23 protein-coding genes are annotated in these 19,405 nt (G+C 55.4%); 15 read left to right on the top strand and 8 right to left on the bottom strand.

Features of this window, described 5'->3' with window-relative positions:
- Window positions 1-101 precede the first annotated feature (101 nt).
- Genes ASD8599_RS03865 through ASD8599_RS03840 form a run of 6 tightly spaced genes read left to right on the top strand, consistent with a single transcriptional unit; the run spans window position 102 to window position 4,518 of the window.
- Window positions 102-1,040 carry an aspartate carbamoyltransferase catalytic subunit gene (locus tag ASD8599_RS03865; protein ID WP_108827316.1) on the top strand — a complete coding sequence of 313 codons (939 nt, stop codon included), beginning with the start codon at window positions 102-104 and terminating at the stop codon, window positions 1,038-1,040.
- Window positions 1,037-1,465 carry a hypothetical protein gene (locus tag ASD8599_RS03860; RefSeq protein WP_108827315.1) on the top strand — a complete coding sequence of 143 codons (429 nt, stop codon included), beginning with the start codon at window positions 1,037-1,039 and terminating at the stop codon, window positions 1,463-1,465. Before ASD8599_RS03865 ends, ASD8599_RS03860 begins: the two co-directional genes overlap by 4 nt.
- The gene (locus ASD8599_RS03855; RefSeq protein WP_108827314.1) at window positions 1,462-2,004 is read left to right on the top strand and encodes a hypothetical protein; all 543 of its coding nucleotides are present in this window, start codon (window positions 1,462-1,464) and stop codon (window positions 2,002-2,004) included. Before ASD8599_RS03860 ends, ASD8599_RS03855 begins: the two co-directional genes overlap by 4 nt.
- Window positions 2,001-3,284, top strand: a complete 1,284-nt coding sequence (pyrC, locus tag ASD8599_RS03850; RefSeq protein WP_108827313.1) for a dihydroorotase — start codon at window positions 2,001-2,003, stop codon at window positions 3,282-3,284. The genes ASD8599_RS03855 and pyrC overlap by 4 nt, the downstream gene beginning before the upstream one ends.
- On the top strand, window positions 3,284-3,895 hold the full coding sequence (gene plsY, locus ASD8599_RS03845) for a glycerol-3-phosphate 1-O-acyltransferase PlsY (protein WP_108827312.1): 612 nt from the start codon (window positions 3,284-3,286) through the stop codon (window positions 3,893-3,895). Before pyrC ends, plsY begins: the two co-directional genes overlap by 1 nt.
- On the top strand, window positions 3,892-4,518 hold the full coding sequence (locus ASD8599_RS03840; protein ID WP_108827311.1) for a LysE family translocator: 627 nt from the start codon (window positions 3,892-3,894) through the stop codon (window positions 4,516-4,518). The genes plsY and ASD8599_RS03840 overlap by 4 nt, the downstream gene beginning before the upstream one ends.
- Window positions 4,519-4,586: 68 nt before the next feature.
- Here the strand turns inward: ASD8599_RS03840 and ASD8599_RS03835 are convergent, their stop codons facing one another.
- Window positions 4,587-5,084, bottom strand: a complete 498-nt coding sequence (locus tag ASD8599_RS03835; RefSeq protein WP_146188184.1) for a hypothetical protein — start codon at window positions 5,082-5,084, stop codon at window positions 4,587-4,589.
- 109 nt (window positions 5,085-5,193) lie between these two features.
- Here ASD8599_RS03835 and ASD8599_RS03830 point away from each other — a divergent pair, with 109 nt between their 5' ends.
- The 5 genes from ASD8599_RS03830 (at window position 5,194) to ASD8599_RS03810 (ending at window position 8,172) form a co-directional block, all read left to right on the top strand.
- A complete protein-coding gene (locus ASD8599_RS03830; protein WP_181364400.1) occupies window positions 5,194-5,730 on the top strand; it encodes a GbsR/MarR family transcriptional regulator in 537 nt (178 codons plus the stop codon).
- A 31-nt stretch (window positions 5,731-5,761) separates the two neighbouring features.
- Window positions 5,762-6,265, top strand: coding sequence for a hypothetical protein (locus tag ASD8599_RS03825; protein WP_146188183.1), 504 nt, complete (start codon window positions 5,762-5,764; stop codon window positions 6,263-6,265).
- A 15-nt stretch (window positions 6,266-6,280) separates the two neighbouring features.
- The gene (locus tag ASD8599_RS03820; RefSeq protein ID WP_108827308.1) at window positions 6,281-6,637 is read left to right on the top strand and encodes a hypothetical protein; all 357 of its coding nucleotides are present in this window, start codon (window positions 6,281-6,283) and stop codon (window positions 6,635-6,637) included.
- Window positions 6,638-6,665: 28 nt separating this feature from the next.
- On the top strand, window positions 6,666-7,475 hold the full coding sequence (locus ASD8599_RS03815; protein ID WP_108827307.1) for a fatty acid desaturase: 810 nt from the start codon (window positions 6,666-6,668) through the stop codon (window positions 7,473-7,475).
- 115 nt (window positions 7,476-7,590) lie between these two features.
- Complete coding sequence (locus ASD8599_RS03810; protein ID WP_108827306.1) at window positions 7,591-8,172, top strand: DUF805 domain-containing protein; 582 nt, start codon at window positions 7,591-7,593, stop codon at window positions 8,170-8,172.
- A gap of 20 nt (window positions 8,173-8,192) precedes the next feature.
- Here the strand turns inward: ASD8599_RS03810 and ASD8599_RS03805 are convergent, their stop codons facing one another.
- The 3 genes from ASD8599_RS03805 to ASD8599_RS03795 form a co-directional block, all read right to left on the bottom strand.
- Window positions 8,193-9,563 carry a glutamate--cysteine ligase gene (locus ASD8599_RS03805; protein WP_108827305.1) on the bottom strand — a complete coding sequence of 457 codons (1,371 nt, stop codon included), beginning with the start codon at window positions 9,561-9,563 and terminating at the stop codon, window positions 8,193-8,195.
- A gap of 61 nt (window positions 9,564-9,624) precedes the next feature.
- Window positions 9,625-10,164, bottom strand: coding sequence for a hypothetical protein (locus ASD8599_RS03800; protein WP_108827304.1), 540 nt, complete (start codon window positions 10,162-10,164; stop codon window positions 9,625-9,627).
- Window positions 10,165-10,304: 140 nt separating this feature from the next.
- Window positions 10,305-11,027 carry a 16S rRNA (uracil(1498)-N(3))-methyltransferase gene (locus ASD8599_RS03795; protein WP_108827303.1) on the bottom strand — a complete coding sequence of 241 codons (723 nt, stop codon included), beginning with the start codon at window positions 11,025-11,027 and terminating at the stop codon, window positions 10,305-10,307.
- A gap of 11 nt (window positions 11,028-11,038) precedes the next feature.
- On the opposite strand from ASD8599_RS03795, the gene ubiA reads away from it, so the two are divergent.
- The 4 genes from ubiA (at window position 11,039) to ASD8599_RS03775 (ending at window position 15,783) form a co-directional block, all read left to right on the top strand.
- Window positions 11,039-12,001: a 4-hydroxybenzoate octaprenyltransferase gene (gene ubiA / locus ASD8599_RS03790; protein ID WP_108827302.1), complete on the top strand. Its 963-nt coding sequence runs from the start codon at window positions 11,039-11,041 to the stop codon at window positions 11,999-12,001.
- Between the two features lie 75 nt (window positions 12,002-12,076).
- Complete coding sequence (locus tag ASD8599_RS03785) at window positions 12,077-13,978, top strand: OmpA family protein (RefSeq protein ID WP_108827301.1); 1,902 nt, start codon at window positions 12,077-12,079, stop codon at window positions 13,976-13,978.
- Window positions 13,965-14,294 carry a hypothetical protein gene (locus ASD8599_RS03780; protein ID WP_108827300.1) on the top strand — a complete coding sequence of 110 codons (330 nt, stop codon included), beginning with the start codon at window positions 13,965-13,967 and terminating at the stop codon, window positions 14,292-14,294. The genes ASD8599_RS03785 and ASD8599_RS03780 overlap by 14 nt, the downstream gene beginning before the upstream one ends.
- Window positions 14,295-14,355: 61 nt before the next feature.
- Entirely contained in the window at window positions 14,356-15,783 is a 1,428-nt protein-coding gene (locus ASD8599_RS03775; protein WP_108827299.1) for a GSCFA domain-containing protein, read from the top strand.
- 7 nt (window positions 15,784-15,790) lie between these two features.
- Here the strand turns inward: ASD8599_RS03775 and ASD8599_RS03770 are convergent, their stop codons facing one another.
- The 4 genes from ASD8599_RS03770 to uvrC all read right to left on the bottom strand — a co-directional run bounded on the left by ASD8599_RS03770 (window position 15,791) and on the right by uvrC (window position 19,127).
- Window positions 15,791-16,234 carry a molybdenum cofactor biosynthesis protein MoaE gene (locus tag ASD8599_RS03770; RefSeq protein ID WP_108827298.1) on the bottom strand — a complete coding sequence of 148 codons (444 nt, stop codon included), beginning with the start codon at window positions 16,232-16,234 and terminating at the stop codon, window positions 15,791-15,793.
- Between the two features lie 3 nt (window positions 16,235-16,237).
- Window positions 16,238-16,486, bottom strand: a complete 249-nt coding sequence (moaD, locus tag ASD8599_RS03765) for a molybdopterin converting factor subunit 1 (protein ID WP_108827297.1) — start codon at window positions 16,484-16,486, stop codon at window positions 16,238-16,240.
- Window positions 16,483-17,148 carry a CDP-diacylglycerol--glycerol-3-phosphate 3-phosphatidyltransferase gene (pgsA, locus tag ASD8599_RS03760; protein ID WP_108827296.1) on the bottom strand — a complete coding sequence of 222 codons (666 nt, stop codon included), beginning with the start codon at window positions 17,146-17,148 and terminating at the stop codon, window positions 16,483-16,485. Before pgsA ends, moaD begins: the two co-directional genes overlap by 4 nt.
- Window positions 17,149-17,252: 104 nt before the next feature.
- On the bottom strand, window positions 17,253-19,127 hold the full coding sequence (gene uvrC, locus ASD8599_RS03755) for an excinuclease ABC subunit UvrC (protein WP_108827295.1): 1,875 nt from the start codon (window positions 19,125-19,127) through the stop codon (window positions 17,253-17,255).
- Window positions 19,128-19,405: the final 278 nt, after the last annotated feature.

The raw sequence follows: 19,405 nt of genomic DNA, 5'->3' as shown, positions 1-19,405 counted from the left end.
AGACAAAGACAAAACGCCCCAAGCTTGTTCTAATCAAAAATACTCAATTGCCGCAGCACCCGCCCCACACTATAACGCCTGAAATATCCACGAGGTTGCCCATGACATTTCTCCATCGCCATCTTCTGGGGATCGAACAATTGCGGCCAGATGACATCACGGCGCTGCTGGATCTGGCTGAGGAATATGTGTCGCTGAACCGCGGCGGGCACAAACATTCTGACGTGTTGGCGGGCCTCACCCAAATCAATATGTTCTTTGAGAATTCAACGCGCACGCAAGCATCCTTTGAGCTGGCGGGCAAACGGTTGGGTGCCGATGTCATGAACATGGCCATGCAGGCGTCCTCTGTCAAAAAGGGCGAGACGCTGATTGATACAGCCTTGACCCTGAATGCCATGCACCCCGATTTGCTGGTGGTACGCCACCCCCATTCCGGTGCGGTGGATTTGCTGGCACAAAAGGTAAACTGCGCCGTTCTGAATGCAGGCGATGGCAGACACGAACACCCGACCCAAGCGCTGCTGGACGCGCTGACCATCCGCCGCGCCAAAGGGCGCTTGCATCGTTTGTCCATCGCAATTTGCGGCGACATCGCCCACAGCCGTGTGGCGCGGTCCAACATCATCTTGTTGGGCAAAATGGAAAACCGCATCAAGCTGATCGGCCCCCCCACCCTGATGCCTTCCGAAATCGAACACTTCGGTGTCGAGGTCTACGACGATATGAACGAAGGGCTGAAAGACGTTGATGTGGTGATGATGCTGCGTTTGCAAAAAGAACGTATGGATGGCGGGTTCATTCCGTCTGAACGCGAATACTACCACCGCTACGGGCTGGACGCCGAAAAGCTGGCGCATGCCAAAGACGACGCCATCGTTATGCACCCCGGCCCCATGAACCGTGGTGTCGAAATCGACGGTGACATCGCCGACGACATCAACCGGTCTGTCATTCAGGAACAGGTGGAAATGGGTGTGGCCGTGCGCATGGCCGCGATGGATTTGTTGGCCCGCAATCACAAAGCGCAAACTGCATGACAGGCACGCCTGTGCATATCTGGACGGCCTCGCCACGGGCCTTTGCCCTGCGCTGTCTGGCTTTGTTTGCTGTCACCTTCGCGCTGTTGTTGCCCGGAGTGCCCTTTGTTGGCGGGCCTCAGGCCCTGTTGGCGGCCCTGTGCTTGTCGCTAATATATATGTTTATTCTGGATGACTTCGCTGAATGGCGGACCGACAAGAACGCCACATGGACACTGACCCCCAATGCCCTGCTGTACCAGAACCCGATGGAGGATCTGGACATCCATCAGGTGTCGTTGATGGATATCACAGCCGTGAAGCCCCGCTTATGGTGGGACGTTGTTTTGCGCTTGTCTGACGGGCAGGCCGTGACCATGCGCTATATCGAAAATCCACGCCAAGCGCGTGACTTGATCCAAAGCACGAAAGACAAAATGGCATGACCAATGATCTGACCATACAGGCTGCAGAAACCGGACGATTGCGTCTGTTTGCCATCAATCTTGATGCAAAGGCTGTGGCAGAGCTGGACAACGCCGAACCGGAAGCGCTTGGCCTTATGTTGGGTGTTGACGATCTTGACCCGACATACATGGAGCTGGTGCGTATTGAAGACCTGTCAGAGCTTGGGTTGATAGGATACCTGCGCGAAGGCTATGATCTGGGCGACGATATTGTAGGCGCTGACCGCACCAAGCTTGCTGCCTTGCGCGGCCATGTTCTGATTGTGCTGTCACTTGCGTTTCAAGGCCATGCCGTCACCTTGCCCAAACGCGCTGAGCTGACTTTGATCGCGACCTACACTACCCATGGACCGGACTGGAGCGAGGGAATGGCCCTAAGCACCCCTAGCGCCGAGCCGTATTCCGGACCACCCGTCAAGAAACGCCCGTCGGATGCCGCCATGTCCGGCCGCATCGCCACCTTCGCGCTGCTGTTCATCTTCCTTTTCACCGCCGTTTTCATTTGGATCGCCGCATGACCACAACTTTGTTCACAAACGCCAAATTGATCGATCCAGAAGCCGCAACCGAAACCTTCGGTGCGCTTTTGATAAAAGACGGACACATCCACACAGTGTTTGACGATCCCGCGCCCTCTGCGCCGTCGGACGTGGTTGTGGATTGTGCAGGCAAGTATTTAGCGCCCGGCATTGTCGATATGGGTGTCAAAGTATGTGAACCGGGCGAACGACACAAAGAAAGCTACCGTACAGCCGGATTGGCGGCCGCTGCGGGTGGCGTCACAACGATGATCACGCGTCCCGATACCGATCCTGCCATCGACAACCCCGAAACGCTGGAATTTGTCATTCGTCGCGCCCGGGAAATGGCACCTGTCCATGTGCATCCCATGGCCGCACTGACCAAAGGGCGGTTGGGGCGCGAAATGACTGAAATCGGGTTTTTGATGGATGCGGGTGCCATCGCCTTTACCGATTGCGACGCTGTTGTCACGGACACCAAGGTGCTGTCGCGGGCCATGACCTATGCGCGGTCTTTGGGGGCATTGGTGATTTGCCACCCGCAAGAGCCGATCCTAAGCGCAGGTGCGGCAGCCACATCCGGCAAATTCGCATCGTTGCGCGGACTGCCTGCCGTGTCACCAATGGCCGAGCGCATGGGACTGGACCGTGACATTGCGATGGTCGAAATGACGGGCGCACGGTATCACGCAGACCAGATCACAACGGCCCGCGCGCTGCCTGCTTTGGAACGCGCCAAGGCCAACGGGTTGGACATTACGGCAGGCACATCTATTCACCACCTGACGCTGAACGCCCTTGATGTTGCCGACTACCGGACCTTTTTCAAACTCAAACCGCCCCTGCGCGATGAAGACGACCGTTTTGCCATAGGCGAGGCCGTGGCCAGTGGTTTAATCGACATCATCAGTTCTATGCACACGCCCCAAGACGAAGAAAGCAAGCGCCTGCCATTCGAAGAGGCCGCCAGCGGGGCCGTGGCTTTGGAAACCTTTTTGCCAGCCGCGATGCGCCTTGTGCATTCCGGTGCAATCGAATTGCCTGTGTTGTGGCGCGCCATGTCCCTCAACCCTGCAAAGCGTTTGGGATTGGCATCGGGACGATTGACGAAAGATGCCCCAGCCGACCTTGTAATGTTTGACGCCCATGCTCCATTTTTAATGGATCGCACGACCTTGCGGTCAAAATCGCGCAACACCCCGTTTGACGGGGCGCGGATGCAGGGTAAGGTTCTTGCGACCTACGTTGATGGAACAGAAATTTTTAAGGCCGCATAATGCCATTCATCGAAAACAGTTTGACGCTTTTGGCCCTATGGGCCGTGATTGGCTATCTTTTGGGGTCCATCCCTTTTGGCATGGTGATTGCGCGTGTCATGAACCTTGGCAATTTGCGTGACATCGGGTCTGGCAATATCGGTGCGACAAACGTGCTGCGGACCGGCAATAAGACCGCCGCCGCTTTGACACTGGTTTTCGACGCCGCGAAGGGGGCCGTGGCCCTGTTGCTGGCGCGCCACTTTGTCGGCGAGGACGCTGCACAGATCGCAGGCATCGCCGCGATGATCGGGCATTGCTATCCCGTATGGTTGAAGTTCGCAGGCGGCAAAGGTGTTGCGACCTTTATCGGCATTATGCTGGCATTGACGTGGCCCGTTGGCATTGCGTGCTGTGTCGCGTGGTTGGTCGGGGCCGCATCGACGCGGATTTCATCTATGGGCGCTCTTGTTGCTGCCGCAGCTTCAACGTTTTTGCTGACCTTCATGGGCGCGCCCACTGCCCTTTTGATGGGAATTGTGCTGACGCTGCTGATTTTCTGGCGGCACCGTGCGAACATCTCCCGTATTCGCGCAGGTACTGAGCCGAAGATCGGACAAAAACAGGCATGATCGACGGCATCAACCTTCCGTTGATTTTGGGGGCCGCATTTTTGGCCTCCGCATCACCCGGCCCTGCAACATTAACCATTGCGGGGACTTCGATGGCGTCCGGGCGTCGGGCGGGATTGGCTTTGGCATCCGGTGTCACGACGGGATCATTGATCTGGTCGATCGCGGCAGCTTTCGGGTTGGGCGCTATAATGCTGGCCAACACGTGGGCTTTTGAAACCATTCGCTATGCAGGCGCTGCGTACCTGATGTGGCTTGCATTCAAATCGGCGCGGTCTGCGTGGTACGGTACAAAATTGCAGGCCCCTGAGTTGACCCGAACAACCCCCGCGCGGGCCTATGCCAAAGGGTTGGCATTGCATTTGACCAACCCTAAGGCCGTGTTGTTTTTTGGCGCACTCTATTCCATTGGCGTGCCCCCCGGCACGGGTGTTTCAGCATTGATTACGGTCATTGTTGCAATCGGCATCCAGAGTTTTGTCATGTTCCATCTATATGCGTTGATCTTTTCTTCCGCGCCGATGACGGCGGCCTACACCCGAATGAAACGAGGCTTTGAGACAGCGTTTGCTTTGGCTTTCGGCGCCGGAAGCTTGAGCATTCTGACGGCTCGATTGGGATAGGTTTTGAGGTCTTTCTGAGGCTTTGCCTCATGCTCCGGGATTTTTTCAGGAAAAAAACATGTCGACCATTACCAACGCGGGCTAAGGGCTTTCACAGCCTGTCGCAAAATGTTTTGCGCCTGCGGCAGTTCGGTGGCATCTTTTGGCCCCTCAACATAACCTGCCAACAAACTGGTTCCGAGCGGCGTGACGAATTCGTAGATCATGTCGTCTTGTTCCAATGAAAAGAACCCGGGCGCTTTCAGATCAAGACATCGGCCGGTTTGATCCGCTGCCAAATCACGGCACAAAGCCTTGCGTCCCGCCATGTACAAATCCATGGGCCGCGCAAAATCAGACCCCTTTGTGTAGTCGTCGATCTGGCGCAGCACCACTGTCACCACCTGCGCACAGGATGTGCATTGCATCACTGTCTGGTTCGTTGTGTGTGTTGTTTGCCACTGGCCGATCTGTCCAAGCCCTTTTGCCAATACTTTGCGTGCGCGGTCCATATAGGGGCTTTCCCATTGGGCGGACGCAGCCATTGGTAGAAGTGCTACAATAGCAGTGCATAGAACTTTCATCATGCGTGTCACCTTGGACTTTAAGGTCTGAAGATCAAGTGAAAGAAATAACTTGATCAAACAGTCTTATCTGTTATTTCTGTCATTACAGAAATTTAGAAAGAGATTCGCGATGCACCTGACCCCCGCCATGCAAGACTTTATCCTTCACTGGGGGGATATGGGTGCAAAATGGGGCACCAACAGGTCTGTCGCACAAATCCATGCCTTGCTGCATATCTCGCCCGATCCCCTAAGCGCAGACGAAATTTGCGAGCTGTTGAATCTGGCGCGCTCCAACGTGTCCAATGGCTTGAAAGAACTGCAAAGCCTGCGCATGGTGAAATCCAGCCGCAAGCTGGGGGATCGCCGTGATCACTTTCATTCGGTGCGTGACATGTTCGATCTGGTCAATACCGTGATCGAAACCCGCCGCGAACGCGAATATGCCCCGACTTTGGCAGCCCTGCGCGACGTTCAAAAACAAGCCGAAGACGACGCCACACCCGCAGCCGTCAAGCAGCGTTTCAAAGAAACCTTGGATACAATGCAGATGTTTGACGACTGGTACACGGAAGTGTCGCGCCTGCCCCGCGCCGTGCAATTGACCGTCATCAAACTGGGCGCAAGCGTCGCCCGTTTCTTGCCAAAGGGCAAATCAAAGGGCTAACGCCTAAAAATTTTGGAGTTTAATTTCTCTCATGACAGAAATGACCGTAAATAATGACTTACCCCAAGCAGCGCATGCAAGCGTGCCCTCCAATCCAAAAGGCTATTTCTGGATGCCAAGGCACCGCCCCGCACGTTATCTGGTGGATCCGGTGGCCTTCGTCATCGCGCTTATTGGCGGCCCCCTTTTGATCACAGCCGCCACCTTCTGGATGTTGTTTATTCCTGTTGGCGCTTTGATCATGGGCGGTCCGGTGTATCTGGTGATCGGCACCCCCTTGCTGCTCATCTACCTGCGCAACAACGCAGGGGATACCAACGGCGTCATGCAACTGTCCCTTTTTGCCGTGCTGGGCCTGTGTGTCGGTGGCGGCATCATGTCGCTGATCCTTGCAGGGTCTTCCGCCATCGGCCTGATTGCCGGCCTGTCGGTTTTCGCAGCCATCTTTGCCCCGCTTTGGGCTGGTGGATTTGGCTGGATTTACTTCAAACTGCGCAAAGATATTTACGCGCAGCCTCTTCCCAACCACTTCTGAGCGAAAGGAAACACCATGCTCATTCTTATTCTCAGCTACATTCTGATTGCCTTTGGCGGCGTTACTGCCCTGGCCAGCATGATTTTACGGATCGGCACTTTGATGGGCGACTGCCCGATAACCGCCGCCCGCGCCAAAACAGCGTCGCTGACCATTGCAACCGGATTTGCAGCCATAGGCGCAGGCGGCGTCATTCTGATCGGCGCGGCCATCCCAGTGCTGCAACAAGAACCCGCAGCAGCTTTGATGGTTGCCCTTGGCTGTGCAGCCCTAAGTCTGGGCCTTGGGTTTACCCACGCCGTCGCCACTTTGCGGGCCGTGACCCTACCCCCGGAACCTGTAAAGATGCAAACCGAGGTTGCACCTGCATAAAACAACAACAGTAATGAGGACCCCACCCATGGCACATTCAGAGCACCCCCCCAAAGGCGTTCACTGGCACGATCTGACCCAGTTCGGCCCCTTGGACAGCCTAAAAGAACTGACATTGTGTTTGCCGTGGTTGGGCGCCTCTTTTGTTTTGTACGCAAGCCCGTTGTGGATGATCGGCCCCTTTGCCAGCTTTATGTTCTTTCTGTGCGCTTTGCGCCTGAACCACGAAGCCATTCACGGCAATTTGGGCCTGAACCGTGGGGGCGACAGCATCGTGATGCATGTTCTCAGCGCCATAATGCTAGGATCAAACCATGCCGACGCCTTCTGCCACCTGAAGCACCACAAACACAACATGGGCGAAGACGATGTTGAAGGGCGCTGCGGTCACATGACCTTTTGGCAGGTGCTGAAATACGGGCCGCGCTTTCCGGTGGACTTGAACAAGGCTGCATGGCGCAGCGGATCACGCTATTGGCGGCGCAAAATGGTGTTGGACTGGGTTTTCGTTGCAGGTTTTGTTGCACTCTGTCTTGGGGTCGGTGCCCGCTTTTTGCTGTTGCACCTTGCCGCAATGGCGGTTGCGCAATGCCTGACTGCATTGTTTGCGGTCTGGATCACCCATCAAGGCACCCATGGGTCGGGACTGGCGGGACGCAGCCAAAGAGGAATCATGGCGAAGGCCGCTTACTTGATGCTGTATCATCGGGAGCACCACTTGTTTCCACGGGTGCCTGTATGTCACCTACCTGCTTTGGCCGACAGATTGGACAGTCAGGTGCCAGGGTATGCGCAATCGCGCCAACCCGTTGTCCCGCTTTGGGACACCGCAGGCTGACGCCTTCACAGGCTGCAGCTTTGCTAAAATTATCGCGAAAATGGACGCACGCTGCCCCATTTTCGCCCAATCCACATCGCCATACTGACGTTCCAAGCAATGTAGGAAATGTGCCATGATGGGACCACTTGCGGCGGTCAATTCCGTCTTTTCGAAATTCTTCAACATTATGGGACGTGCCAGCCGCGCAGAATATTGGTGGTATGTCGGTTTCTACGTTGTCTTTATGATTGCGGCCATCAGCTTCGATGTCTGGTCATTGGACGCTGCTGTAGCGGTGGGCAAACTGTCATACAACCCCTTTGACTATTTCACCACATACTGGCTTCTGATCAACTTTGTTCCGTCCATAACCGTGACCGTGCGTAGACTTCACGATGCGGGTTTTTCGGGTTTCTTCTTTTTGCTGTATTTTGTGCCGTTCATTGGCGGTTTGATGGTTTTCATCATGATGCTTTTACCGTCCAAACCAGACACCAATATCTACGGGCCGCCGCCGCATTTGCCAAGCTCCGGCACCAGTCGCCGCATGTCCACTGACGGATCAGGGACCGCACGTGCCCATGACCCGATGCAAGGTTATGCCGTGTTGGACCGGATCAACGAAAAACCAACCCCTCAGGTCATCGCCGCACGTAAGGAAGAGGTACGCGCCCTATACGAACAACGCGTCTTGGGCAGACCCGCGCCAACATAGGGCGCGGGCGGCGCGACCGATCAGTAGCTGTATTCTGGGAACACGCGCGTCAGATCACCATTCCAGTCGCCATTGTACTGGTCCAAAAGCTCGTCTGCGGGGGTTTTCCCGCTTTCGATACTTTCATGCAACGCGTTCAGGAAATGCGTCTCGTCGGGAACCATTCCGCCAGCCCCAGCACGTGCGCGGGCCTTCAGGCCCGCATCACTTAGGGCCACGGCTTCACGTGCCAAATCGTGCATGTTGATGTTGCCAACCTGTGCTTGTAGCCCATCTTCGGAAGCAGCCACACGCAACGCTTCGCGTGTTTCAGCATCCCAGCCTTTGCAAATGTCCCACGCGGCATCCAACGCGCCTTGATCATACATCAAACCCACCCAGAAGGCAGGCAAAGCGCACAAACGACGCCAAGGGCCACCGTCTGCGCCGCGCATTTCCATGTATTTTTTGATGCGGGCCTCGGGGAAGGCTGTTGTCAGGTGGTCGGCCCAGTCAGACATCAAAGGCATTTCACCGGGCAAGGCCGGCAGTTCGCCTTTCAGGAAATCACGGAAAGACATGCCCAAAGCGTCAATATATTTGCCATCGCGATAGACGAAATACATCGGCACATCGAGGGCGTATTCCACGTACCGTTCAAAACCCATGCCGTCTTCAAACACGAAGGGCAACATGCCTGTGCGGGCCGGATCAAGATCACGCCAAACACGGCTACGCCATGACTTGTGGCCGTTCACCTTGCCTTCAAAAAACGGCGAATTGGCAAACAAAGCGGTGGCAACAGGCTGCAAGGCCAACGCGACTCGCAGCTTTTGCACCATGTCTGCCTCGGATCCGAAATCGAGGTTCACCTGCACAGTACACGTGCGGCGCATCATGGTGGTACCCATGGTGCCGACCTTGTTCATATAGTCATTCATCAACCGATACCGGCCCTTGGGCATCAAAGGCATTTCGTCGTGGGTCCAGATCGGTGCCGCACCCAAACCGATAAAACCCACGCCGACTTCATCCGCGATATCTTTGACTTCGCGCAGGTGGGTGTTGACCTCGTCGCAGGTGGCGTGGATCGTCTCGACCGCAGCGCCGGACAATTCCAACGCACCGCCCGGTTCCAGAGACACATTCGCGCCGTCTTTTTCAAGACCGATCAGATGGCCGCCTTCTTCGACGGGGGACCATCCATAACGGTCACGCAAACCCGACAAGACTTTGACGATAGACCGTTCGCCGTCAAAGGGCAGTGGCTTCAGTGTGTCTTTGCAATAGCCGAATTTTTCATGCTCTGTGCCAATGCGCCAATCTTGCTTGGGCTTGCACCCCGAAGACAGGTATTCTGCAAGCTGGTCGTGATGCTCGATCAAACCGCCACCGGATTGAGGGATAGACATGGGCTGGCTCCTTGCCGCGCTTATTCAAGAGGTTCAGGGATGGTATCAAATTTCAGAACTGTCAATGCAGGCGGGCATGGGGCGGACGCAAGGGTTGTTTTTCCCAGATCACAACCGCTTGATTGGGCGACCGCGTCCCGCCCTTTGTCAGCTCTGACAGCATGCGTTCTGTTTGCAGACCCGGAAGGCGCGCAAAAGCATCAAACAACGCATCGGCCCCTTCGGCATCGACCGGAATAAGCAACGCTGGCGTGTCGCTGGCATCTAAACGCCAATGGGCAGGGGTCAGGGCGCGGTCCAACGTCAACCGCTGCAAATCTGCCACGGCAGCCGCCCCACCGGTCAAAGGGCCAAAGTAGGTGATTTGGCCCTCATCCACCTGCACAGCGCCCGCGCCACCCGCACCTGTGCGAAACCGGGCACGTTGCACGCCAACCCAGATCAAAACGGCCGCGATCATCAACAATGGGTAGCCCATCAGCTGCAAGAGTCCCGGCCGCCCGAACAGCCACAATGCAGCCAGCGCCAAAACGGCCACACCCACCAAGGCCTCGCGCCAACGGCGCAGCGCGGTGGCGGCTTCCGGTCTAATGAAACTCATAGCGATTGCGTCCCGTAGATGTTGTTACATCCAAAGTGGGGCCAATGCGCCGCAAGATCAATGGCGCCGCGCCCTTATCAGATTTTCTGATCCGAAAAACTCAAGACACCAGAACCATTTGAAACAGCCGGAACAGTTGGCTAAGTCCAATCCCCAATTGCGCTTTGCCACAGGGTCATCGCCGCAACAACGGCGGTATCCGCGCGTAAAATACGGGGGCCCAATTGCGCCACGTGGGCACATTCCATTGCACGCAGCTTTGTGCGCTCAGCCGCTGAAAACCCGCCTTCCGGCCCGATAAATATAGCCCACGGCCCTGCCCCACCCGAAAACGGCGTCGGTGAATCGTCTGCTGTCGCCTCGTCACAGAACATGATTCGGCGGGTGCTGTCCCATTGGGCCAAAAGACGGTCAAATCGCAGCATTTCCGTCACTTCAGGCACGAAAGTGCCGCCGCATTGCTCAGCGGCCTCAATAGCATGCGCTTGCAAGCGTTCGCGTTGGATACGTCCTGCATTGGTAAATTCGGTTTGCATGGGCAGAATGCGCGCGGCCCCCATTTCGGCGGCTTTCTCCACGATAAAATCTGTTCGCGCTTTTTTGATCGGGGCAAAGACAAGCCACAAATCTGGCGGCATCTTCAGCGGTTTGGTGTTTTGCAACACCTCCAAAGTACCGCCACGTTTGCCGGCGTTTGTCACTTGCGCCAAAAACTCGCCATGCACACCATCAAAGACAAGCACCTGCGCCCCCACGCCAAGGCGCATCACACCAAAAAGATAGTGCGCATGATCACGCGACAATTCAACCGATTGCCCTTGGGCCAATGGCAGGTCTAGAAAGAGGCGAATTTTTGCAGTCATGGATCCCTTTTATGCAAGACAATGCGCCCGCGCCAGATGGTCAAGTGGCCGATGCCGTAAAAGACAATTGGGTCGATGTATATGCACCGGAATGGACGCGGCCCTATTTGCGATTGTCCCGGGCTGATAGACCCATCGGCACATGGTTGCTTTTGCTGCCGTGTTGGTGGGGGCTGGCGTTGGCCATGCTGTATACACAAACCGCCAGTTGGATGGATGCATGGATCGCCTTGGGATGTGCGTTGGGCGCGTGGCTGATGCGCGGCGCGGGCTGCACATGGAACGATTTCACAGACCGCCACATCGATGCAGAAGTCGAACGCACACGGTCGCGGCCCATTCCGTCCGGTCGGGTGTCTACAAAAGGCGCTTTGGTGTGGATCGTTATTCAATGCCTGTTGTCGTTGGGTATTTTGCTGACCTTCAATCAAGCTGCCATCGCCTTGGGCGTGTTGGCGTTGCTGCCAGTGGCCGTTTACCCCTACGCCAAGCGGTTCACATGGTGGCCGCAAGTCTTTTTGGGTCTGGCCTTCAATTGGGGGGCATTGCTGGCATGGACCGCACACACGGGATCGCTGGGCGCCCCTGCTGTTGTGCTGTATCTTGCTGGCATCGCTTGGACGTTGTTTTACGACACCATCTATGCCCATCAGGACATCGAAGACGACGCGTTGATCGGCGTCAAATCAACCGCGCGTCTGTTTGCGGAAAAAACCCCGGACTGGTTGCGCAGGTTTTTGGCAGCCACCGTCGGGCTGATGGGCATTGCCGCAATTTTTGCAGCGCTTCCAAACGCGTCCCCCCTTGCTATGGCGCTGGCGTTGGCCGCGCCATGGGCGATGGGATGGCATATGGCATGGCAATTACGCGGTCTCGATATTGGTGATCCAGCAAAGTGCATGCAGCTGTTTCGCGCCAACCGCGACACAGGCGCAATTCCGCTGGTCTTTTTTCTCATAGCGCTCATGGTTTGATTGAAAGACCGACGCACAGGGCGTATCACCAAAGACAAGAGCGATCCTAAGACCAAAAGAGCCTGAAAAACGCACATGCGACTGTCTTCTCTCATCATTGTTGCCGCAACCTTTGTCGGGGCCGCTGCTGTATCATTGGTGGCTGCCAACTTTTCCGTCAAATTGATTGAAGAAACATCAGAAATTGGTGTGCGGCAGGCCTTGGACGACGCCAAAATGCCATGGGCCGAAGTTGCCGCGGACGGGTTGCAAGTCACTTTGTTGGGCATTGCGCCAAACGAGGCCCGAAGGTTTTCTGCCCTGAGCACCGCAGGCACAGTGGTGGATGCAGCCCGCGTGATTGACGCGATGGAAGTCGAGGCGGTGGCCGCCATTGCCCCTCCGCGGTTCTCCGCCGAAATTCTGCGCAATGACGCAGGGGTGTCGATCATCGGCCTGATGCCGACTGCCACAGACCGCGACGCCATCATCGAACGCTTCGCAGCCATGAGCGACGACGCATCGGTCACGGACCTTATCGAGACAGCAGATTATCCAACCCCGGACGGATGGACCGATGCGCTTGGATTTGCGCTGACTGCAATGGAACAATTGCCGCGATCAAAAGTGTCGGTGGAAGCGGGTCGCGTGTCCATCACGGCCATCACACAAAGCGCCGAAGCCAAAGCACAGCTTGAGGCACGCCTCAACCGCGCAGCCCCCCCCGGTTTGCGCCTGTCGCTGGACATTGCAGCCCCCCGCCCCGTTATCACACCATTCACTTTGCGCTTTTTGATCGACGACAGCGGGGTGCGCTTTGATGCGTGTTCCGCAGACACAGAAGCCTCTCGAACCCAAATTTTGCAAGCCGCCTTCAAAGCGGGCCTCACCGGGTCCGGACGATGCACCGTCGGCATGGGCGTTCCAAGCCCGCGTTGGTCAGAAGCCGTGGAAAAATCGATTAGCGCCTTGGCGGAAGTGGGCGGCGGGTCTGTTACGTTTTCCGACGCAGACGTCACCTTGATTGGCCGCGAAGGCGCCGGCCAAGCGACCTTTGACAAAGTCATGGGCGAACTTGAAAACGATTTGCCAGATGTTTTTGCCCTTTACGCAAAACTGCCTGAAACCGTGGACCCGAATGTGGGGCCGCCAGAATTCATTGCCACTCTTAGTCCGGAAGGCCAGGTGCAACTGCGGGGCCGGTTGTCCGATGAAAACCTGCGGACTGTGGCCGACAGCTATGCGAAAGCGCGGTTTGGATCAGACAGGGTTTACGTTGGCACCCGTGTCGTCGAGGGCCTGCCAAACGATTGGGCCACCCGCGTTCTGACCGGATTGGAGGCGCTGTCCAGCCTCAGCAACGGCGCAGTCACCGTATCTCCCACATCTATTTCCGTGCGCGGCAATACCGGCAATAAAGATGCAAACGCGAAAATCGCGACATTGCTGTCTTCGAAACTGGGCGAGGCGGAAGACTTCACGATTGACGTGACCTATCAGGAAAAACTCGATCCTGTGGCCAATATCCCGACACCAGACCAATGCGAGGCTCAAATCGGGGACGTGCTGCAAACAGGGCAAATCAGCTTTGAACCGGGAAGCGCCACAATTGATGCGGCATCCCTTAGCACGATGGACGATATCGCCGAAATCTTGAAAGTCTGCGGCGATATGCGTTTGGAAGTGCAAGGCCATACAGACAGCCAAGGCCGTGCCGAAATGAACCTGGCCCTAAGCCAAAGCCGCGCCCAATCCGTTCTGAATGAATTGCGTGCACGGCGCGTCCTGACATCATCCTTTTCAGCCAAAGGTTACGGCGAAACGCGCCCGATAAAGGACAACGACACCGAAGAAGGGCGCGAAGCGAACCGCCGTATCGAATTTCGTTTGATCCGCCCCAATCCAACGGAACCCGAGCCTGAATCTACGCTAGATTCTGTTGCCGAAACGGGCAATACAGGGCCTGCAACAGAAGGGACATCCGATGAGCAGAACTGAGTTTGTTATCGCAACTGCGATCATTCTGTTTGTGGCGTTTTGCCTTGGATGGTTTGCCAACTGGCTGATCCATCGCTTTACCCGCGTGGCGGCAGGCGATGTAGCCCAACTGGACCGTATGAGCCAGGAGTTGCATGAGGCCGAAGAAACCCGCGATCAAGCCATCACATACCTTCAGCAGCGCGAAGCGGAACTGACAAACCAGCTCAGTCAGACCGAGGCGGAATTGCGCGCCGCGATGGAAGGCCTTCGCGATGCGCGGCATGAGGCTGAAGAACTACGTGGCTACATTGAACGGGTGACACAGGGAACCTGACTGCCCCTTTTTGTGAACCCCGCAAACACGTCATTTAGATGCAAATTCGGGAAAAACACTGATGACAGACAAACCCACCCTTGAACAACTTTGGGCGCAAATGCGTGCTTCGGAAGTGTCAAACTGGGATGGTGTGTCACCACGCCTTTACGATCAATGCGCCCCATCTATTCGACCGCGCTTCAAGGTCCCTGCACGCAGCAGTGTCTTTACGATAGGCAGCTGTTTTGCCCGCAACATTGAAGAAAATCTTGGGCAACTGGGCTATGACTTGCCCATGCTAAAATTTGATTTGCCCGCCGAGGAAAAAATCAACAGCCGCGCAGCAAACATCGTCAATAAATACACCCCGCCAGCGATCTATCAGGAGGTCAAATGGTGTTACGACATTGCCAAAAGGGACGGCATCGTAAACTGGGCCGACTGCGAGGCCATCGCATTCGAAAAAGACGGCATGTATTACGACACGGCGACCCACGGGCGCTATCCGCTGAGCAAAGAGCGCATGTTGGAGCGACGCCAGCACATCTTTGATGTGTTCAAAACAATGTTTCAGACAGATTGCGTTGTGATCACCCTTGGCCTAACAGAAGTTTTTCGCGATGTGGAACGTGATCTTTACGTGTCCAATGCCCTCGTGGCCATCGGTCCACTGCGTCGGGCCTTGGGTGAGCGGCTGGAATTTGTAGATCTCGATTTCGAAACCTCATTGGGGTTTGTGCGCGGGGCCCTTGATCTGATCTGGGATATGAATCCGGACGCCAGAATCCTGATCACCGTCTCGCCTGTCTCGGCCAAAGCCACATTTAGCGGAGACGACATAATTCTGGCGTCGATCCGGTCCAAGGCATTGCTGCACACGGTCATCACCGAAGTCATTCGCAATGAGCCGCGCGCAGGTTATTTTCCCGGATTTGAACGCATTATGTTGACCCGCAGCTGGGATGTTTTCGCCCCCGACCTACGCCATGTGTCCGACTTTGCCGTCAAAGGCGTGGTTGCCCAGTTGGTTCAAACCTACTTTGAAGTGGATGCAACGCAGCGGCAGGACTTTGAAGCCAATATCGCGTCAGCGCATGATGCTGAAGTCATCTTCAACACCAATCTGGTTGAAGGCACCGCAGCATTGGAGGCAGAGGATTTTGAAACCGCCGAAGCATGCGGTCAGACCGCTTTGGAACAAGCCATACGCAATCGCGATATCAACAATGGCGAATTGCGCGCATTGCGGATCATCGACGCCGCCATCACCGCGCGGGCTGATTGGGTTGCCAGAGACGTCGTGCTCACCCGCATGATAGAGCTGCGGCCCCATTGCGTTGCCTGGATCAAGCTTGCGTACAACAATTACCGTCTTCAACGATATGACCAGCTAAAATCCAACATAGACATGGCAAAAGAAACACTACCCGACGATCATCCAAGCGCCGCCGCCCAGATCGAAAAGCTGACAGAATACTGGAAAAATGCCACCGGAGCGGCGCACTAAAAGGTTTTTACCAACGCTTTAACGCGTTTTCGTCATCATCTTTTGCAGCAACCCACTGCGCACTGCGCGCCGTGATTTCGCGCTTCCAAAACGGGGCGCGGGATTTTAAAAAATCCATCAGGTATTCGGCGGCCTCAAAAGCGTCTTTGCGATGCTTGGACGCTGTACCGACCATCATAATCATCTCACCCGGTGCAAGCCGCCCATAGCGGTGAATCACCAAAGCATCTGCCAAAGACCACCGGTCCATGGCTGTAGCGGCCATTTCGGCAAGCGCTGATTCTGTCATGCCCGGGTAGTGTTCGATTTCCATAACCTTCAAGCGCTCCTCCGGCACATCGCGCACAACGCCTGTAAAGGTGACAACAGCCCCCACATCCTGATGGCCGGCAGAAAAACGTGACACTTCCTCCCCCACATCAAACGGGTCTTCCTGAACCAAAATACGCATGATTTATCCCCCCGTCATCGGAGGGAAAAAAGCGACCTCGCGGGCCCCTTCCAAAGAGGCGTCAAAATCCGTGAGTTCCTGGTTCACCGCCACGCGCAGCGCCGACAGATCCGAGAATGCAGCGGCGTATCTGTCTTCACGACTTTTCAGTTCCTCGACCAGCTCAGCCACAGTCGCAGCGTTGGTATCCAGTGTTTCGCGTGGCCGACCGATGCGTTCGCGCACCCAGGCGAAATACAAAATGTCCATCAGTCTTCATCCTTTAGATGCGGCACCGCTTTTTTCAGGTAATCAATCCCGGTGATCAAAGTCAGTGCCGCTGCAATCCACAGCAGCCACAGACCGAGTGTTCCGGCCCATTGCATGCCTTGGAATTTCCATCCAAGGCCCAATTCATCGGTTAATTCACCATCCAAGATCGCTATCACCATGTCGTCGTCCATGCCCCACGTCGACATCCCGAAGTAGTGTTCGAACACGCCTTGTGAAAACAGCACTGCAATCGCCACCATCTGGAATGTAGTTTTCCACTTCGCAAGCGGGGTCACTTTCAAAGTGCCTGCCGTATCCCCCAGAAATTCCCGCAGGCCCGACACAAAGACTTCCCGAAACAGAATGACAGTCGCCGGCAGCACAAGCCATGCCTGCCAGCTGGAAAAGCCGATAATCACCATAAGCGCGATCACCACCATGGCTTTGTCTGCAATCGGGTCCAGCATCGCCCCGAGTTTGGTTTCCTGTTGCCAGTTCCGCGCCAGATACCCGTCGAACCAATCCGTAATCGCAGCACTTACAAACAGGATCAGCGCGAACCAATCCGCGTAAGGCCGTGTGAAGTACAAAAACATCACGGCCACCATAGGTGCGGCCCCGAGACGGATCAGCGTGAGGATATTTGGAATGGTCCAGTTCATGCGTCTAGTGTTAGCCTTTGTTCATGGGCGGGGAAAGGGGCGTTACCCCTCGGCCTGTGGCCTAACCCCAGGATATTTTTGGCGAAAAGAAACATGCGATACGATTACCCTTCCTGAAAGAAGTCATAGACCTTTTGTGCCAAGGCCGCCGAGACCCCTTCGACAGCTTTCAGATCGGCAAGATTTGCGCGACTTACGGCCTTGGCAGACCCGAAATGGGCCAAAAGTGCCCGCTTTCGTGCGGCGCCAACGCCGGGCACATCGTCCAAAGGAGTGGCGCCCACTGCCTTGGCCCGTTTTGCGCGGTGTGTTCCGATTGCGAATCTGTGCACTTCGTCGCGCAACCGTTGGATAAAGTACAAAACCGGATCGTTATGTCGCAAAGCAAAGGGGCGCTTCCCTGTGCGGTAAAATTCTTCTTTGCCTGCGTCGCGGTCAATCCCCTTGGCCACCCCGACCATCGGGACATCCCCTACACCGTATTCAATCATGATTTCACGGACAGCGCTGACCTGCCCCGCCCCACCGTCGATGAGCAGCAAATCCGGCCACATGCCTTTGCTGCGATCGGGGTCCTCTTTCAGAAGCCTTTTGAAGCGGCGCGTTAGCACCTCTTTCATCATCCCGAAGTCATCGCCCGGTGTAAGATCATCGCCTTTGATGTTGAATTTTCGATACTGGTTTTTCATGAACCCGTCGGGGCCCGCCACAATCATTCCCCCCACCGCATTGGTGCCCTGGATATGCGAGTTATCATAGGCTTCGATGCGTTGGGGCGGCGCATCCAGATCAAACGCGTCTGCCACACCTTTCAGCAATTTGGCCTGTGTCGCGGTTTCGGCCATTTTACGTGCAAGGCTTTCGCGCGCGTTGCGCAATGCGCCATCGATCAATTCCGCTTTTTCACCGCGTTGTGGCACCAGAATTTCAACTTTGCGGCCCGCTTTTATTGCCAGCGCTTCTGCCATCAAATCCGGGTTTTCGAGATCATTGGACAAGATCAGTTGACGCGGCGGTTCGCGCACATCGTAAAACTGGCCAATGAAGGCTTCCAGCGCCTCTGCCGCATCCACATCTACGCCAACACGCGGGTAATAATCGTGATTGCCCCAGTTCTGGTTGGCCCGGATGAAGAAGACCTGCACACAGGCCTGCCCCCCTTCCAGATGCAATGCAATGATGTCGGCCTCGGACACGCTACGCGGGTTCACGCCTTGGGCGGTTTGCACTTGGGTCAGGGCTTTGATGCGGTCACGCAGAGCAGCGGCGCGTTCGAATTCCATATCATCAGACGCCTGCGTCATTTCGCCGGCCAGTTTGGCCTGAATGTCCGCATTCTTGCCGCTTAGGAATTTCTCGGCGTCTTTGACCGTTTCGCGGTATGCATCCGGGGTGATTTTGCCAACACACGGCGCAGAACAGCGTTTGATTTGATACTGCAAACACGGCCGCGTGCGGCTGTCGAACATCGCGTTGGAACAATCGCGCAGCATAAACACCCGTTGCAATTGATTTAGCGTGCGGTTGACGGCACCTGCGGATGCAAAGGGGCCGTAATAGGCACCTTTTTCCTTTTTGGCACCGCGGTGTTTTTTGATTTGTGGGTAATCGTGTTCGGCAGTGACCAGAATGTTGGGAAAGCTTTTGTCGTCGCGTAACAGCACATTGAACTTCGGCTTGAGCTGTTTGATCAGGTTCTGTTCCAGCAACAGCGCCTCTGTTTCGGTGCGCGTCGTCAAGAACATCATCGACGCTGTCAGGGAAATCATGCGTGCAATGCGGCCCGAATGGCCGGACGGTCTGGCATAGTTACTGACGCGTGCACGAAGATTACGGGCTTTTCCAACGTATAGAACGCGGCTTTCGCTGTCCAACATGCGGTACACACCGGGGGAGCCATCAATCGTCTTGAGATACCCCTGAATGACATCAGGGCCTGTGGCTATCTGGGGTTGTGAAGCGTCGGTTTCAGTCGCCATGTGAGTCGCTCGATTCTCTGGTTTGGCTGCAATGTAGTGCAGACCGTAGCAACAGTTAACATACCCACTGTTCCTGTGGATAACTCTGCCGATAACTTTTTCACAGTGGAAGATTTTCGTTAGTTTTGAAGGATTTCATGGATTTGCCTATTTTTTAGGCACATATGTAACCATTTGATTTATATATTCTTTTTATTTGTGTCATTGCAAATAATTGAAAACATTAAGTTTTTAGTAACAGATTTGTAACGAAACTTAACGCAGTGCAAAACTTTCGA

The sequence above is a fragment of the Ascidiaceihabitans donghaensis genome (assembly GCF_900302465.1).
Lineage (GTDB): Bacteria > Pseudomonadota > Alphaproteobacteria > Rhodobacterales > Rhodobacteraceae > Ascidiaceihabitans > Ascidiaceihabitans donghaensis.
This window is presented reverse-complemented; position numbering and strand designations above follow the sequence as displayed.